We start from the raw sequence: 15,538 nt of genomic DNA, 5'->3' as shown, positions 1-15,538 counted from the left end.
TTCTCTCTATGACATGTTCTGCAGCGCATCCGCGCTGGAGCTGGCCGAGGTGGTTTCGAACAACCGGCTGCGGCGGCGCTTGCGCACGGCGGAAATGGCCGCGCCGGCCAGGCAGATGATGGGCAGGATGTACTGGCCACCGGTAGCCAAGCCCTGCCAGATGGCTGTTGTGGCCAATTGGCCGATTTGCTGCGCGCTTTGTGCTGCAGGCAGGGGACGGATGGCAATGGAGTGCAGCACCATGTAGCTGGTGAGCGCCAATGCGATGCCGGCCCACCAGGGCAGCATGGCGACCAGATCCATGAGGTCTTCTGCCGTGCTGGTCTTTCGTTTTCTTGCCACTCCCGCTCCTCCATCGATCAAATTGCCAAACATTTTGCAACATTTATGGGCGAGGCGAATTCCTGTGCCAATGGGTGCGGTGAAATCAAGAGAAATTGACATTCACGATGTCTTCTGGCTGGCGATGAATGTGTGCAATGCGCTATTGATTGCATAGCAGGTGGTGTATGCCTGGTCTACGAAATTCCTTGCCTTGTCATTTGGGGCAATGGATTGATCGTGCTCATTGCCATGGGTCGCGCAGGGGACAGGCTCCTTGGGGTGTGAGAGAGCTGTCCGGCTGCTGTCCTTATCCCCAGTGCTGTATGAATTTGTGTCACTTGTTTGGGGGATATACAGGGCCATGGTGGCTACCTAGCATCCGGTCGACTGGAGCGCAAAAGTAGGGCGGGCGATGACTGCGGTGCGGTCATTTCTTCAACGCCGCCGCTTGTTTGCACACCGATTCGAGGCCGAATCCGGCCTTTCACCATCAGGAGCCTTCGCCATGTCCGACGCTGCAAATTCAACGAATGCCTTCACTCCGTCTGCCGATATCTACAAGGGAATCTCCGTTCTCAGTTCAGAGGAATGGATCGGACTAACGACGTTCTTCGAGTCTGCAGTCACCGACAACCCGACCACCACGGAGCTGATGCGCGCCATGCTGGGCATGCAGAAGCAGGATGCGTTTCGGCCGGAGTTTTCCGAAGCAGTGGAGCTGTTCGTCACGCTCAAGGGTGTCGGCCAGAAGTTCAAGGCCGATGTGCAGGACAAGATGCTGACGCTGGCCGACGATATCGTTCAGTACAACGATGTGGCGGCAACCACCTATGAGCGGCTGATCGAGCTGGTGGACCGTTTCGATCTGGAGGGGGCTCCCACCCCATCGGCGGAGCCGGCCGTGGAAGCGAAATGGAAGGCCCTGGTCAAGGTTTGGGAAAGCGATACGCCCAGCGGGCGTTCGGAGCAGATCAAGCGCAATTTCAGCAGCGCGCTGGAGCAGTTGATTGAAGACGCCAATGCGCGTTCGGTACGTGCCTTCGCGCTGCAGAACTCCATTCTTGACAACGGCAACGGAATACTGATGCGCCTGAATGCCTGCAAGACCGCATTCAATGGACAAAAGCAGAAGTTCACGACCACTCTGGGCGCCGAGGGTGCTGCCAACCAGAAGCTGAAGGCCGCCGTGGAGAAGCTGGAGAACGACTTGAAGGCCCTGCGCCGCAAGGAAAAGGATGAAGTCATCGTGCTGTCCACGTCTCCAGCCTATCTGGCCATTCCCCTTTTCGGGCCGCTGATTCTGGCGGGGGTGGATATCGGCGTGGGTGCGGACCTTGCGGTCACGCGCAGGAAGATTGCCGAGAAGGTGGATGAGGTGAGAACCATCCAGGCCACGATGGCCACGAACGAGCGCTTCATCGGCTACTACAACCGAAGCAATGATCGCTTTGACAGCATCAGCAAGAGCATCGAAGACCTGGGCCCCAAGCTCAAGACGCTGGGCGAGGCATGGCGCGCGATTTCTGCCGATCTGGGCAACATACACAAGGTCTTGAGCACCACCGGCCGCAAGTCCCTGCAGGGGGAAAACTGGTTCAGCCTGACGGTGGTGCTGGGCACGGCCAAGAAGGGCTGGGCGCGTGTTGCCGGACAGGCAGACCATTTCCGCCGTTTCGGCGGCACGCCGAAAAAGGCGCAAAGCGTGGATCAACTGGTGGAGCTTGCCAGCAAGAAGGCAGCCTGAGCGATCTGCTCCGGCCTTTGTCCCACCGCTGCACAGGTGCAGTGCCTTACCTGGAACCACCCGCCATGACTTCAGCAATGACTCCCGCGCTCACTGCCGCGATGACTCCCATTGAATTGCGAACCCTGATCGATCGCTACCGTGCCGAGGGCCTGGTGCCGCCAGGGCCGCTGGTCTGCAGCGGTGGCCGGGCGCCGGACGGCAGCTTCAATCCCTTCGGCATCGTGGCCGACCTGGTGGTGGACCTGAAGGTGTTGCTGGACGAGGCCGACGCGGCCGGCCTGCAGGCGCTGGACATCCATGCCGATACCGTGGTGGTGCCCGAGGGGTTCGACAGGCGGCTTGACGGCGCGGTGCGGCGGCTGACGGTGGTTGCCCGCCGCATTGTTTCCGAAGGCACGACGGTGCTGCGCATGCTGCATGACGCGGACAACGAGCTCAGCAGGGTGCGCATTTTCGTGGAAGCCGTGGAGGGCCGGTTCACGCTGTACGGCGGCCCCACGCGCGACACCCCTTATGCGCTGGAGGGGGCCTGGGACACGGTGACGCGGCCGCAGTTCAGCAATTTCCTGTGGCAGGACAACCGGGCTGTGGTGAAGCACACCCCCGTGCCGCCCGGCCTGCTGGAGCATGGCGAGCCGATGCACAGGGTGCTGGCCGCGCTGTTTGCCCTGAGCGCCGGCATGGCGGGCAGGCCCGGCCATAGCGACCACAGCGCGGCCGAGTTGGCGTTGTGCCATGAGGCGCTGGCGTGGATCACGCGCTGGTCAGGGGTCGAGTCCGGGTTTGGCGAGTTGATCCAGGCGGCGGGTTCGCTGCAGCGTCTGCTGCCGGTCATGGGTGTTGACGGGCTGGCCAGGCCGATTCCTGATCTGAGCGCCGGCAGCTATCTGTCACTGGCCAAGGCACGGCAGGAGGTGATGGCGGCCATGGAGGCCCACCTGCGCAGCCTGCGCGCCAGCGGCGAGCTGGCAGGTGCCGTGGGCAGCGTCGCGCAGGCGTTTGCCGACCGGGATACCTTGGACCTCAAGACGCTGGAGGCACGTTGCACCGAGCTGGAGCAGCGGTTGATTCAGCAGATCGAGGCCCTGGACCGCGCCGCACGCACGGTGCGCCAGGAGGAGCTTGAAGCGGAACTTGCCGCCATGCGGCTGAAGCTGGCGAGCGACGTTGCCCAGATCGTGCGCACCGTGAAGATGAGCCTGGAAATCGCCTTTGGCGTCATCGCAGTCGCGGGCAGTGTGGCCGCCCTGTGCGTGGGCGTGCCGCCCGACCCGAAGGCGTTGACCGAGACCGGTCAGAAAGGCGTGCTCGGCCTGAAGGATTTGTACGGGCAGGCCAAGACGCTAGGCGGCAGCATAGACGGCCCACTCAAGGCGCTGAAGGCCCTGGGCCAGTCGTTTGCCATTCCACTGCAATGGGCCAGGCACAACTCCAGCACGCTCAAGAATCTGGTGGATCCCGCCAAGGGCGCATTGAATGCGGTGCTGCCGGTGATCCGTGGGCCGCTGGGCGGGCTGGATGTCGAGGGGATTTCCCGGGAGCTGGGCGACACCATGCGTGCACTTGCGCTCATGCCGGATGCCAATGAAGCCAAGGCCGCCTGGACGGTGCTGGAAAACGATGCAGTCAACCGGCTGGATCTGGTGCTTGCCACGGAAGGCACCGAGGCGGCCGTGCGCAACGCCGCCAACACCCTCAAGACACAGGTGCAGAAGGTGGCCGTCTATGGCCGCCTGCTGGCTGAGCAAAGCGCATCCAAGAATGCCATTGCCCGTGAGCTTGCCACGCTCAAGCTGGAATACGTTGCGGTGATCGGCAAGCGCAAGCGCCTGCAGGCGCTGGAGCAGCAGGCGCTGACAGAGCTGGAGCGCAGCGCGCGGCTGCAGGGCGAAATCACCCTCAGGGCAGAAAGTGCGCGCCGCGGCTTCTTCGTGGACTGTTTCGGGGTCCGCGCCGCACAGGCCTACGAGACCGGCAAGCAGCCAGGCCACCGTCTTTCGATGCCGGGCACGGCCGCTGCCATGGCAGATGCACACGCCACCCTGCTGGCAGACCACGCCAGCGCGCAGGCGGCCAATGCGAGGACCCAAGGGGATTTGCGGCGGGAATTGCGGGTCACTGACGCCGCGCTGCTGCAGCAGCTGGCGCATGGGCAGCCCATCAGCCTGTCCATTGCCACCAGCCATCCGGCACTGGCCAGCTACCGCCGCATCCGCCTTTCGTCGGTGCAGGCCTGGCTGGAGTTTGCCGATGCCTCGGCCCAGCGCATCGATATCGACATGGTGACCGGCAGCGACTTTCACGACAGCACGGGCAACGGGGACGAGAGGCTTTTCTGCTCGCCCCTGAAGATCAACTTCACCTACGCCGGCGACCAGATCGAGTTCTCGCAGCATCTGGGAGACGTCTGCCCGACGCCGTTCACGACCTGGCTGATCGAAGTGCTGGAGCCCCGACAGATGCCGGCAGCGCCTCGGGCCCTGCGCCTGTTGATGGCCGGCACTGCCGCCAGATGAGCCGGCTTCTGTGGCTGCCCGCCGCTGCCACGGCGCTGTGCTGCGGTGGCGCCATGGCAGCGAGCTGCCGCGTCGAAGCCGAGCCCGCGCGTGAGCCAGTCGCACGGCAGGTATGGACCGATATCGCCGAGTTCTCGTTCCTGACCGGGCTTGATCTGGACGATGCCAGCGGCCGCATGACGCTGGTAAGGAATCTGGAGAGCATGCAGTCGTTCCCTGCGCTGAAGGCGGCATCGGCCGCTTGGGGCACGCTGCGTGCCCGTATCGACGGGCTGGCCGATACGGTGCAAAAGCTGGGGCAGGCCGTCGGGCGTTTGCAGCAGCTGTGCGACCAACTGGATGCCGTTTCGCTGACCCCCGACGCACCGCTGGACGAGGCCCGATGGAATGCGGGTGTCGCAGCCGTCGAGACGGAGATGGATGCGGCCATTGCGGCGGCTGCACCCGTCGTGGCGCAACTGGAAAGTCATGCCTCGCTGCTTCGCGTGGCCGCCGCGCATCATGCCCGGCAGCCGCCACCGGCAAACGCGGTGGTCCGCCTTGGGCCCGCGCCGCAGGCGATGGCAACGGAATTCAGCACCCTGGCATTGCGCTGGCGGGCCGTGGCCTCCGACCTTGCAAATGCTCGCCGCATCTTGCCGGTGAGGCCGGTGCGCGGCTCATCCGCGCCCTTGATCGCCATGACGGCCGCCATGCGGGAACTGGCACGGATCTCCGCTGAGGCACACGCACTCTCGGCCCAGCGGCTCAGCGATGCGGATTTTCGGCGCTACGAGACGGGCGACTACCTGTACGACCAATGCCCCATGCTCAAGGACCGCCAATGGGTCGGGCTGCAGAACCTGTATTGGAGCGAAAGGCGCAACGCGGTAGCGCTGCTGCAGGGCTCGGGGCTTGTGTCTCCCCCCGGGCTGTACAACTTCGAGCCATGGCAGATTTCCTTCCCGGCAATGATTCTGGGCGCCGACAGATGGAGGTTCCTGCGCACCGGCAAGGGCTACTGGCTTGTCCAGAATGCGGCGTTCGGACCGGGCACCATGGCGCTCGATGTCACCAGCGTGGCCGGGAAACCGCATCTTGAACTGAAGATGACGGCGTCGGCGGGAGACGCCCCACGCTTCAGCGGCCAGCAATGGCGCTGTGCGCCCAGCGACCTGCCGGGCCAGTTCCATCTCTACAACCGCTTCCTGTCGGATGCCGTCGTGCTGGACACGGCCAATAACAATGGCATTGCCGTCATGCTGCCGGCCACCAGCCGCTCCTCTGGCCAGTATTGGCGTGTGATCGAGCGGTAAGAGGTGCCAGGGCGCAGGACCCCCTTGATCTCAACCGCACTTGAGGTTGCATGCTCCAGGCTTCTCGTCGCCATGGCACTGCGCCATGGCCGTCGCAGACCCTGCAACCAAGAAGCATCCATGCCCCATCAAGATTCCCTCACGCTGGACGATCAGGTCCGGCCGACGACCGCCGAGAGCTGGTCCATCCTGTCCTCCCCCTACCGCCTGACGACGATCGGCATCGTCTCGCTGGTGGCCTTGATTGCCTTTGAGGCCCTGGCCGTGGCCACCGCCATGCCAGCGGTGGCCCGCGCGCTCGATGGGGTGCCGCTGTATGCGGTTGCCTTTGGCGTGACCCTGGCCACCAGCGTGGTGGGCATGACGGTGGCCGGCGGCTGGTGCGACGCGCGCGGGCCGGCGGCGCCGCTGTGGTCTGGCATGGCGTGTTTTGTGGCGGGGTTGCTGCTGGCGGGCTTTGCGCCTTCCATGCCGGTGTTTCTGGCGGGGCGGCTGGTTCAGGGGCTGGGGGCGGGTGGCATGTCGGTGGCGCTGTACGTGCTGGTGGGCCGGCGGTATCCCGAGGCACTGCGGCGGCGCATTTTTGCGGCGTTTGCCACGGCCTGGGTGGTGCCCGCACTGGTGGGGCCGGCGTTGAGCGGCCTGGTGGTGGAGCACCTGGGCTGGCGCTGGGTGTTCCTGGGCGTGCCCCTGCTGGCCTTGCCGGCCGGGGCGATGCTGCGCCCGGCGCTCCAGGGCCTGGGCGGCCATGGCCGGGGCATGCAGGGCGGTGTGCGGCGCGGGCTGTGGGCCCTGGGTGCGGCCACGGGCATCTGTCTTCTGTATGTGGGCGGGCAGAGGCAATCGGCGGGCGCCTTGGGGGCGGTGGCGGTGGCCGCGGCCTTGTCGCTGGTCTGCACCTGGAAGCTCTTGCCGGCCGGCACGCTGCGCGCCGGGCGCGGGCTGCCCAGCGTGATCGCCTTGCGCGGGCTGGTGTTTGCAGCATTCTTCGGGGCCGAGGCGTTCCTGCCGCTGGTGCTGGCGCGCGAGCACGGGCTGTCAGCGCCCATGGCGGGGCTGGTGCTGAGCGCGGGTGCGCTGGGCTGGTGTTCCGCTTCCTGGTACCAGGGACACAGCCGCAACGGCTGGAGCCGCCACCGCTTCCTGCGTGTGGGCACCAGCGCGGTGCTGGCGGGCGTGCTGCTGACGGCATCGGTGGCCTGGCCGGCTGTGCCCGTGTGGGTGGCGGTGGCGGGCTGGATCGTGTCGGGGCTGGGCATGGGCCTGCTGTCGGCAAGCCTGTCGGTGCTCACGCTGTCCATGTCCGCACCCGGCGAGCAGGGCGCCAACAGCTCGGCCCTGCAGCTGTGCGAGGCCATTGCCGTGGCGGCCACCCTGGCCATTGGCGGATCGCTGTTCGCGGCCTTGCTGGAGACTTCGGCCCAGGCGGCCTATCTGGCGAATTTTGGGGTTGCGGCCGGGGCGGCGGTGCTGGCGGCGGTGATCGTGGGGCGAACGGATACGCGGCAGGTGTTTGTGGGGTGAGTTGGCAGGAGGCTGATCCAGCCGCAGGCGGGGGTATCCACAGTCTTTTTAGTGCCATGGGGTGGGCGGGGCCTGGGCTCGGGTTTGGCGCAGGCACCGCTGCGCGGACGGGGTGCCGATTGCTCACGCGATGGAGCGGCAGAAGGAGCGACAAACCGTGGGCTATCATCATCCGTCAGGTCCATCCGCGTAACAGCCGTCTGTTGCGCTGGCAGTGCGGCTTGCAACGTCTGGAGAGCGGCTATGACCACCACTACGCACTATGAGAACGCCAATTTTCTGCGTGAACTTGCGGAGAACCTGCCACGTATCCTCCCCACCAGTGGCTCCGACAAGATGGAGCTGCTGCAGCGCCTGGCGGATGAGGAACTGGCCCAGGCGGAATATGACGATTGGGTGCGCGCGAAGGTGGCGGCCGCCCGTTCGGACAAACAGACCGGGATGAGTACGGATCAGGTGCGGCAACTCCTGCAGGATCGTGCCGAGGAGTTGCGTGGTGGCGCATAGGGTCGACTGGCGTCCGCCTGCAATTGAGGATATGCGGACGCTTTTTGAATATTTGCTCGAGCATGCTTCGCTGTGGGACGCCGAGAACGTCACGGAGCAAGTGCTGCGCTCCACAGACCGCCTTGCCGAGTTTCCGCGCTTGTATGAAGCCGATCCGCGCTATGGCGATGGTGTCCGCCGCGTCAGTGTTGCCGGTCAGAACCTTTTGTATGAAGTGGATGACCAGGCGCAAACTGTCAATATCCTCGCCGTAGTTGGGCAACGCCAGCAACCTCGGCTGAAGAAGTGCTGATCGCCCGAGCGGGTCGGCAATGCATCCGACCGACTTGATGCCGCATCCCTCCGCCCCGTCTCCTCACCGCAATTTGAAGATGGCCTTGTTCGTGTCGAATAGGGAGTAATGCCCGGGACAGGGTCGTCGATTCTGTCTCTGTAGGACTTGCGCGCAGGGGCGCGCGCGCCCCGGGACCACGCCTTGCCCTGCGGCGCCTGTGCTGTGATGGCGGCTTGTCCAACCAACGCACAGGAGAAACACATGTCCGAGAAAACCGCTTCCGTCCATTGGGAAGGTGCAGGCAAGACCGGCCAGGGCCGCATCAGCACGGAGACCGGCGCGCTCAAGGACCATCCCTACGGGTTCGGCAGCCGCTTCGGGGATGACCGCAAGGGAACGAATCCCGAGGAGATCGTGGGCGCCGCGCATGCGGCGTGTTTCACGATGGCTTTTGCCTTTGCCTGCGAGAAGGCGGGCATCGCCACCGAGATGCTGGACACCACGGCCAAGGTCCGGCTTGCCAAGGATGGCGAGGGCTTCAAGATCGACCGCATCGCGCTCACGCTGCAGGCCAAGGTGCCTGGTATCGACGATGCGCAGTTCCAGAAAATCGCACAGGAGGCCAAGTCCCAGTGCCCGCTATCCAAGGCGCTGGCAGGCGTGCCCGAGGTGACCCTGGTGGCCACGCTGCTGCATTGAGTCCGCACAGGCGCTTGTGCCGGGAGGTGGGGCGGGGCAGGTGAAGCACTCTGGCTTGCCGGGCGCTCAATCCTGGGCTGTGAAGCCTTTGCCGCAATCGCCGCAGATCAGGTTCAGCCCCGGCTTGCCCCAGACATTGACGGGCGCCGCGCAACCGCCGCACCGGTATTTGACGCGCAGGGACTTGTTGACGGGCTGCACGGTGGTCTCGCCGGTGGTGGAGCCCGGCACCGCCACCGAGGTGCCCACGGGCCGCACGGCTTCGGCCAGGGCGGGCACGGATGACATGGGCGGCTGGGTGCCCTGCATGCCCTGGAGCTGCGTGGCCATGCTCCACTGGCCCGTGACCACATGCTCGATGGCCGGGAAGCGGTCGTACCAGCTCAGCTGGAAGCGCGTGGTCAGCAAGGCATCGCAGGCCGCCAGGAAGGGGCCGCCCGCCACGGCGTAGTCGGCCATCATGTCGCCCGTGCGCCGCCCGCCGGGCCGGCCCGTGGACGAGGGCATGAGGCCCAGCGATTCCAGCTTGTCCGCCCATTCCTCGTTGTGATACCGCGCACGGCCCGGCTTGCCGAAGTGGTGCTGCCACAGGTGCGTCATCTCATGCACCAGGGTCTGCAGCGTCTCGATGATGGGCACCGCCGCGAAGTAGGCGGGGTTGAGCGCGATCTCGTCGGTGGTGCTGCCGTCCAGCGAGGCAAAGCGCGCGGCAGAGAAATAACCGCAGGTGCGTTTCTCGCGCTGCAGCGTGATCAGGCAATGGGGCAGGGCATCGTCAAAAAGGCGCTGGTTGAAGTGCTCGTAGGCCTGCTGCAGTTCGGAATAGGTTTCGCGCGTGGGTGCGGAGCGGACGGGGGCGGCGGGCATTGATGGATTGTGCATTACAACCATGTGAACATTGCCCCAAATCGACTTGGCAAGACCGGTATCGAAATTCAGAGCTGTCTGATTGAAAATAGCCATAAAGAATCAATAATTCATTTCCATGAAATTTATTGATCGACAGGGTGCCAGTTGCCATATACCGGGACTGCTGTACGACGGAGTACTTTCAGCTGAGGACTGGCAGTCTGCGCTGGACGCCATGCGGCAGGCGCTGGGCGCGTCCGTTTTCCATTTCTTCACGCTGGGCAGCACTGGTGGCGGGGTGGTCGAGAGCGTGCACAACCACGACCTGGCGGGCATCGATGCCGATAAATTGCGTGAATACGAAACCCACTACGTTGGCGAGGACCTGCGCATGTCCGTCGTGACGAGCCTGCCCCAGGGCCAGTTCATGCTCGACCATGAGCACTTCAGCGCATGGGAGATGTCGCGCAATGCGGTCTACGTCGATGTGCTGGCGCCCCACGGACTTCGCAACACGCTGGGTGTCAAGGTGCGCGACGAGGGGGGGACGCAGGACTTCCTGGGTTTCATGCGTCCCACGGATCGTGGAACCTATGGCGCACAGGAGCGGGTCTTCATGCAGCAGTGGATGCCCGATCTGGCGCGTGCCGCCCGCCTGCGCATGCACATGGGAGGACTGGCGCGGCAGGCGGCTTTGGGACTCACCGCCCTGGGCAACTTGCCACAAGGCATCGCACTTGTGGATTCAAATTGCCGCATCCACTACTGCAACCCCTCGGCCGACTGCCTGCTGGCAGCTTTTTGCGAAGCCTTGTCTGTGCGCCACGGCCTGCTGCGCTGCGTTGACGGGCAGGCCCAGGCGCAACTGCTGCGTCTTGTGGCCCAGGCTTGCGGCCATCATGCACAGGGCCTGGCCGGGGCTCTGTGCCTGACGGCAGGCTCTGCGTTACGGTTGATGGTGACGGTCCTGCCGCTCAAGCCCAGCCATGCCGCTGCGTTCCGCCAGCGGCCCATGGCTTTGCTGGTAATGGCGGATGCCGGTACGCCATTTTCTGGCCCGAGTCCCGGACTCGTGCAGGAGGCGCTGGGTTTGTCGCCCTCGGAAGCGCGTCTGGCGGTGCTGCTTGCCACGGGCAGGACCGTCAAGGACTACGCCCGGATAGAGGGGTGCAGCTGGCATACGGCGCGCACCCACATGAAGAACCTGATGCGCAAGACAGGTTGCCACCGGCAGGTGGAATTGGTGGGGCTGCTGCAATCCCTGCAGCCGAGGTGAGTCCGTGCAACAACGCATTGATGCCATCGCCGGTCAGCTGTATGAGGGGGTGCTCGCTCCCCAGGCCTGGAGCGAGGCGCTCGCGGGAATGTGCGCGCAATTGCAGGCGGGCGTCTTTCACTATTTCACGCTGAATGCTGGCGAGGCAGCCGTTCCGCAAAGCGCAAGCAATCTGGAAAGCTTCGGTCTGCATCACGGCTTGATGCATGAGTACGAGACACACCACGCGCACAACGACCTGCGGATGGCAACCGTGCAGCGGCTGCCCGTGGCCCAGGTCATGCTGGACCATGAGCACATCAGTGCCAGGCAGGCGTCACAGAACAGCGTCTATACGGATTGGCTGGTTCCGCTGGGACTGCGGCATACCGCCGCTGCCGCCGTTCGCGTGGAAGGCAATGCGCGTGATTTCATCAGTTTCATGCGCCCCAGGGATGCCGGCGTCTATGGTGCACAGGACAAGGCATTCCTAGAGCATTTGATGCCGCACATCGAGCGGGCCGGCCGCTTGCGCGCGCGCATGGGCCAGCTATGCGGCCAGGCAGCATTGGGACTCGCGGCACTGGATGCGCTGGCGCAGGCACTGCTCGTCGTGGATGCTCGGTGCCGGCTGCAGCATTCCAATCCGGCGGCAGAGCGCCTGCTCGCAACATTCGGCACGTTGCAATGTGTGCACGGCGGGCTGCGATGCACATCGGGCGAGGCGCATGCACGCTTGCAGAGCTTGGTCTCCGCCGCTTGCGCCAATCCCGCAAAGGCGGCTGCCTTGGAGCTCCAAGGCAGCCGGCCCAGCCAGTCCCGGCTCAGGCTGACCGCGTTGCCTCTGGCGGCCAACCATGCGTTTGCTGCGCCGTGGCAACAGCCCCTGGCCCTGATCTTTCTGACGTTGCCCGGCTCCATGGTTTTGCAGAATCAAGGCCTGGTGGGCGAGATGCTGGGCCTGTCACCCAGCGAAACCCGCCTTCTGTTGCTTCTGGCAGGCGGAAAGACCGTGAAGGACTATGCCTTGATGGAAGGATGCAGTTGGCATACGGCGCGCACCCACATGAAGAACCTGATGCGCAAGACGGGCTGCCATCGGCAGGTGGAATTGGTGCAACTGCTGCAGGGGTGGGGAATGGTGTGAACAGTCCCTGCCCATCGCGCAGCGCCTTGCGGGCTGGGCGATGGATTGGGCGCTGGTCACGCAGCCCTTGCTTCAGGGGGCGTATTGCAGGTTGTAGTACATCTCCCTGCCGTTGCGGTCGGCGTAGATGAGGAGGAACTCGGCATAGTTCGTGGCCGATGCACCGTCCGGCTTGCCTCCAAAAGGTATGGTGGCCGAGGTGGCTCCTTTGGGAACAGGCACGGTCAGGTTGGGCGTGCGTACCGTGGGCAGGCCGGAGGCAGACGCCGCCGCAGCGCCCTGCCGGTAGGAACTGAGTACTGAAAGTGCCATGGGCATGCTGCCCGCTGGCGGTTGCGCAGCCGACCAGACAACCTGCGCGCTGCCGCCGCCGGCCTTGAAGCCGGCCACGATCTCGCCCTCTGAGGGCGAGATGGTGTTGAACTGGGGATAGGCATTGACAGGTATCTGTGCAAACGGATAAGACCCGCTCTTCAGCGTGACATGATAGGTGGCGATGGGTGTTTTGCCTTGCTGTCCGTTGACGGCTTTCCAGCCATCGTCGGCATGGATATCGAAGCGCACCTCGGTTCCCGCTGCCAGGCCCAGCGCTGCGAAACGGTTGTCACCGTCTGCCATGGCGGCAGCATCGAACCCGCTGCGCACGGTGGAGCCCCAAGAGTCGTTGGCCACACCCAGTTGCGCGTTGGTGCAATCTGCCGTGCCGGCGTTGGCCACGTCGTTGCTGGCGTTCGATCGACACTGCCGGAAGTTGTTGGTATCCGCATAGCTGGCGTTGCCCCGCACGCCTTGCATTTCGGGTGCATCGCGCATGATGCGTGGCGACAGCAGCTTGAGCGAGTTGCGCGCGCCGCCTGCCTGCGCCGACGGCCAACTGACAATGGCGTAAGTTGCCAGCCGAGCAGGATCGGAAATGCCAAACTGCACCTCGCGCCGCAAGTGGAACGGACTGGCGGACGGTTCGCCGTCGGACAGCTGGCGTACCACATTGGCGCGGTTGCGCGACACCAGTCCCACGCTTACCACGCGCTGATTGCCCAGGCTGCGCATCTCGGCTGCATTGCGGGGAGTGGCGCAGGTGCCGCTGCTGCTTCCTGCGATCAGTGTTTCGCGCTGGTCCCTTGTGCTGGTCCCGTCCGTGAATTTTTCGTCGTAGCTGATATCCACCTCATGCCGTGCGGATCCGTCGGCATTGGTGGCTTTGCGCTCTGCCAGGATTTGCAGATTTTCGAAGCTCCGCCCAATCTGGTAGGCATTGGAGGTCTGGACCTGGGTCTGGTTTTCATCCCAATGGGTGATCAGACGCTCCTTGCTGCTGCCGTTGCCCAGGTAGCAGTCGTCGAGATGCGCAAAGCGCTCGGTGCCTTTGGCGGGCAACTGGGTGGCGGTCAGAGCCTGTCTGGCATCCATGTACTTCTGCACCAACTCCTGGGTCGTTTGTGTTGGTGGTGCAACCGGTGGCGTCACTTCGTTGTCTCCGCCACCGCCACTGCCACCTCCGCAAGCCGTAAGCGCGAGCACGGCACCGGCGATGAGAGTGGGGCGCAATTTGGGGGTCTGCTTGGTCATTGGGTATCTGCCTTTCAAACGATTGGGAATGGGCGGCGCAAGGATTCGATGGTTTCCCTCATCCGCCTAGACAGCAGTCTTCCCAGCCATGGTGCGCAAGGCCATACCGCATTTGCGGGATGGCTTCGGCACCGGCTCTGGGATGAAATATTTTTTGAGCGGAGTTTTCAGGAGCTGCAGGCACTATTCGCTTTATTTTGCGATTGGCCCTTTGTAAACATCAAAGCCCGCAGGACTGTTGCAGCACCCAGGAGTTCATCGAACGAATTTTTTATTGAGCTGGTCAATATGCGGTCATATCCTCTTCCAGGATGCGAAAACTAATTGACGATGGTGAGTGATCCATAGGAGCCCTGGCCGCCACGCACGCTATAGAGCTGCGTGCGTCCCGCGCCTGTGGCCCCGCTTACCGTCACTTCCCCTGTATTTCGATCCGCATAGGAGCACGCTCCCTTGTTGCCGCTGCCATTGATGGCCCGTATGCCAAGATAGCTGACTCCTGAGCTGACGGGCACCTCAAAACAACTTGGCTGGTTGAAAAGTTCGGAACGAGCAACTTCCCTTTCATTCAATGTGATGGCTAGAATATCTCCATCCTCGCATTCATTGTCTTTTATGCAGACATCGATATATTTTTGGCCTGCCATATTTGTATTTGCGCTGAAATTCCCCCAATCTGCCAATTGCTGATTGATGGCGTCAGAAACGAACTGGTCCCAGGAAATGGTTTCGTAAGGTGATATCCGATAGCTGCATGACCGGTTGTCCTCGATTTCCTTGTTGACAGTCGTTTTCTTGTCGGGTGTGCCACTATCCCAACGGATGGACTTGAACAGGTATTTGTCAATTTCTCTTTGCAATTCGGCCGGTGCCACGCGTGGTGGACTATCAATGCAGATCATGCGCTGATCGCCCATGATAGGACCGGTGAGCTTGACACGCTTGCCACCATCTCCTGTGGCGACTGCGATGGCATCCAAGACTTCCTCTGCACCACTGCACCCTGTCATCAAGACCGCGATGGGACACGCGATCAAGGAAAAGACAAGCTGACGCGTCCACTGGTTTCTTGTTGAGTTCCATTCCATTTTGATTCCCTTCAGTTGATGTGAAAAATAACACCCGCGGGAAGGAATAATGAATTGTTTGTCCCAGTGAAAATATACCGCAGATGCGGTATTGATCTTCAGGACGCAGCAAGCATTGCAGTAGAAGTACTGCCAGATTTCTGAAATGGAAAAAGAAACTATTCTTTGCTTTCCTGCACCCTCAACGCCTGCCCAATCGCATAGAACTGCCCACCCGCCACGTAGTGCAGGCTGCGCAGCGCGGGGTCGGCGTCCTCGAAGTGCCAGTGGCCGCCGCTGAACACGCGGGTGTCGGACCAGGCGCCCACGATCTCGCCGATGAACAGGTCGTAGGCCTGCTGGTTGTGGGGCTCGGGGATCAGCCTGCAGGCCAGCCAGCCGGCGCAGCCGTCCACGAAGGGCAGGTCGAACCCGTCCATGCCGAACAGCTGAACGCCGCTGGTGGCGAGCTTGCCGGCATCGGTGGACAGGCTGAGCGTGCCGACCTGGTGCGTGAGCTGCAACTGGGCGGCCGTAGGCACCTGGATCACGAACATGCCGCTGTGCTCGACCAAGGCGCGCGTGGCCGTGGCCTTGTCCAGCACCACGGTGAGCTTCGGGGGCGCAAAGTCCAGCGCGCAGCACCAGGCTGCGGCCATGACGTTGTCCACGCCGCCGTGGCGTGCCGAGACCAGGACGGTGGGGCCGTGGTTGATCAGTCGGTAGGACTTGGCGAGATCGACCGGGGCAATATGCGGGTTCATG

Annotated in this window: 14 protein-coding genes; 9 read left to right on the top strand and 5 right to left on the bottom strand. The window is 63.5% G+C overall.

The features are described 5' to 3' along the window. Positions 1-6 precede the first annotated feature (6 nt). Complete coding sequence (locus ACF8ME_RS24435; protein WP_392418540.1) at positions 7-444, bottom strand: hypothetical protein; 438 nt, start codon at positions 442-444, stop codon at positions 7-9. A 292-nt stretch (positions 445-736) separates the two neighbouring features. Between ACF8ME_RS24435 and ACF8ME_RS24430 the strand changes: the two genes are divergently transcribed. The 7 genes from ACF8ME_RS24430 to ACF8ME_RS24400 all read left to right on the top strand — a co-directional run bounded on the left by ACF8ME_RS24430 (position 737) and on the right by ACF8ME_RS24400 (position 8,886). Then, a complete protein-coding gene (locus tag ACF8ME_RS24430) occupies positions 737-2,068 on the top strand; it encodes an alpha-xenorhabdolysin family binary toxin subunit A (protein WP_392418539.1) in 1,332 nt (443 codons plus the stop codon). A gap of 65 nt (positions 2,069-2,133) precedes the next feature. After that, on the top strand, positions 2,134-4,587 hold the full coding sequence (locus ACF8ME_RS24425; protein ID WP_392418537.1) for a hypothetical protein: 2,454 nt from the start codon (positions 2,134-2,136) through the stop codon (positions 4,585-4,587). Further along, positions 4,584-5,882 carry an RICIN domain-containing protein gene (locus ACF8ME_RS24420; protein WP_392418535.1) on the top strand — a complete coding sequence of 433 codons (1,299 nt, stop codon included), beginning with the start codon at positions 4,584-4,586 and terminating at the stop codon, positions 5,880-5,882. Before ACF8ME_RS24425 ends, ACF8ME_RS24420 begins: the two co-directional genes overlap by 4 nt. A 120-nt stretch (positions 5,883-6,002) precedes the next feature. Then, the gene (locus ACF8ME_RS24415) at positions 6,003-7,406 is read left to right on the top strand and encodes an MFS transporter (RefSeq protein WP_392418534.1); all 1,404 of its coding nucleotides are present in this window, start codon (positions 6,003-6,005) and stop codon (positions 7,404-7,406) included. 243 nt (positions 7,407-7,649) lie between these two features. Then, the gene (locus ACF8ME_RS24410; protein WP_192366814.1) at positions 7,650-7,913 is read left to right on the top strand and encodes a plasmid stabilization protein; all 264 of its coding nucleotides are present in this window, start codon (positions 7,650-7,652) and stop codon (positions 7,911-7,913) included. Then, entirely contained in the window at positions 7,885-8,205 is a 321-nt protein-coding gene (locus ACF8ME_RS24405) for a type II toxin-antitoxin system RelE/ParE family toxin (protein ID WP_392418532.1), read from the top strand. Before ACF8ME_RS24410 ends, ACF8ME_RS24405 begins: the two co-directional genes overlap by 29 nt. A gap of 243 nt (positions 8,206-8,448) precedes the next feature. Continuing rightward, positions 8,449-8,886: an OsmC family protein gene (locus ACF8ME_RS24400; protein ID WP_016447025.1), complete on the top strand. Its 438-nt coding sequence runs from the start codon at positions 8,449-8,451 to the stop codon at positions 8,884-8,886. A 66-nt stretch (positions 8,887-8,952) separates the two neighbouring features. Here ACF8ME_RS24400 and ACF8ME_RS24395 read toward each other — a convergent pair whose 3' ends face one another. Beyond that, a complete protein-coding gene (locus ACF8ME_RS24395; RefSeq protein WP_046239085.1) occupies positions 8,953-9,753 on the bottom strand; it encodes a SprT-like domain-containing protein in 801 nt (266 codons plus the stop codon). A gap of 118 nt (positions 9,754-9,871) precedes the next feature. Here ACF8ME_RS24395 and ACF8ME_RS24390 point away from each other — a divergent pair, with 118 nt between their 5' ends. Continuing rightward, positions 9,872-11,011, top strand: a complete 1,140-nt coding sequence (locus ACF8ME_RS24390; RefSeq protein WP_392418531.1) for a helix-turn-helix transcriptional regulator — start codon at positions 9,872-9,874, stop codon at positions 11,009-11,011. Between the two features lie 4 nt (positions 11,012-11,015). Beyond that, the gene (locus tag ACF8ME_RS24385) at positions 11,016-12,137 is read left to right on the top strand and encodes a helix-turn-helix transcriptional regulator (protein ID WP_047327290.1); all 1,122 of its coding nucleotides are present in this window, start codon (positions 11,016-11,018) and stop codon (positions 12,135-12,137) included. A 72-nt stretch (positions 12,138-12,209) separates the two neighbouring features. Here the strand turns inward: ACF8ME_RS24385 and ACF8ME_RS24380 are convergent, their stop codons facing one another. The 3 genes from ACF8ME_RS24380 to ACF8ME_RS24370 all read right to left on the bottom strand — a co-directional run bounded on the left by ACF8ME_RS24380 (position 12,210) and on the right by ACF8ME_RS24370 (position 15,537). Then, entirely contained in the window at positions 12,210-13,706 is a 1,497-nt protein-coding gene (locus ACF8ME_RS24380; RefSeq protein ID WP_392418529.1) for a hypothetical protein, read from the bottom strand. A gap of 320 nt (positions 13,707-14,026) precedes the next feature. Then, positions 14,027-14,794 carry a hypothetical protein gene (locus ACF8ME_RS24375; RefSeq protein WP_139223832.1) on the bottom strand — a complete coding sequence of 256 codons (768 nt, stop codon included), beginning with the start codon at positions 14,792-14,794 and terminating at the stop codon, positions 14,027-14,029. Between the two features lie 158 nt (positions 14,795-14,952). After that, positions 14,953-15,537 (bottom strand): flavin reductase family protein, encoded by a 585-nt coding sequence (locus tag ACF8ME_RS24370; RefSeq protein WP_016453351.1) that lies wholly within the window; start codon positions 15,535-15,537, stop codon positions 14,953-14,955. Between the last annotated feature and the right edge of the window lies 1 nt (position 15,538).

Source organism: Delftia sp. WSY_7 (genome assembly GCF_043104845.1).
GTDB lineage: Bacteria > Pseudomonadota > Gammaproteobacteria > Burkholderiales > Burkholderiaceae_C > Comamonas > Comamonas tsuruhatensis.
The sequence above is the reverse complement of the archived record's forward strand: the minus strand, read 5'-3'. Positions and strand labels throughout refer to the sequence as shown.

Bases quoted from the DNA above. Each gene is read 5' to 3' on its own strand.
- ACF8ME_RS24435 (WP_392418540.1), bottom strand. From the start codon at position 444: ATGTCAATTTCTCTTGATTTCACCGCACCCATTGGCACAGGAATTCGC.
- ACF8ME_RS24430 (WP_392418539.1), top strand. From the start codon at position 737: ATGACTGCGGTGCGGTCATTTCTTCAACGCCGCCGCTTGTTTGCACAC.
- ACF8ME_RS24410 (WP_192366814.1), top strand. From the start codon at position 7,650: ATGACCACCACTACGCACTATGAGAACGCCAATTTTCTGCGTGAACTT.
- ACF8ME_RS24425 (WP_392418537.1), top strand. From the start codon at position 2,134: ATGACTTCAGCAATGACTCCCGCGCTCACTGCCGCGATGACTCCCATT.
- ACF8ME_RS24415 (WP_392418534.1), top strand. From the start codon at position 6,003: ATGCCCCATCAAGATTCCCTCACGCTGGACGATCAGGTCCGGCCGACG.
- ACF8ME_RS24380 (WP_392418529.1), bottom strand. From the start codon at position 13,706: ATGACCAAGCAGACCCCCAAATTGCGCCCCACTCTCATCGCCGGTGCC.
- ACF8ME_RS24395 (WP_046239085.1), bottom strand. From the start codon at position 9,753: ATGCCCGCCGCCCCCGTCCGCTCCGCACCCACGCGCGAAACCTATTCC.
- ACF8ME_RS24400 (WP_016447025.1), top strand. From the start codon at position 8,449: ATGTCCGAGAAAACCGCTTCCGTCCATTGGGAAGGTGCAGGCAAGACC.
- ACF8ME_RS24420 (WP_392418535.1), top strand. From the start codon at position 4,584: ATGAGCCGGCTTCTGTGGCTGCCCGCCGCTGCCACGGCGCTGTGCTGC.
- ACF8ME_RS24390 (WP_392418531.1), top strand. From the start codon at position 9,872: ATGAAATTTATTGATCGACAGGGTGCCAGTTGCCATATACCGGGACTG.
- ACF8ME_RS24375 (WP_139223832.1), bottom strand. From the start codon at position 14,794: ATGGAATGGAACTCAACAAGAAACCAGTGGACGCGTCAGCTTGTCTTT.
- ACF8ME_RS24370 (WP_016453351.1), bottom strand. From the start codon at position 15,537: ATGAACCCGCATATTGCCCCGGTCGATCTCGCCAAGTCCTACCGACTG.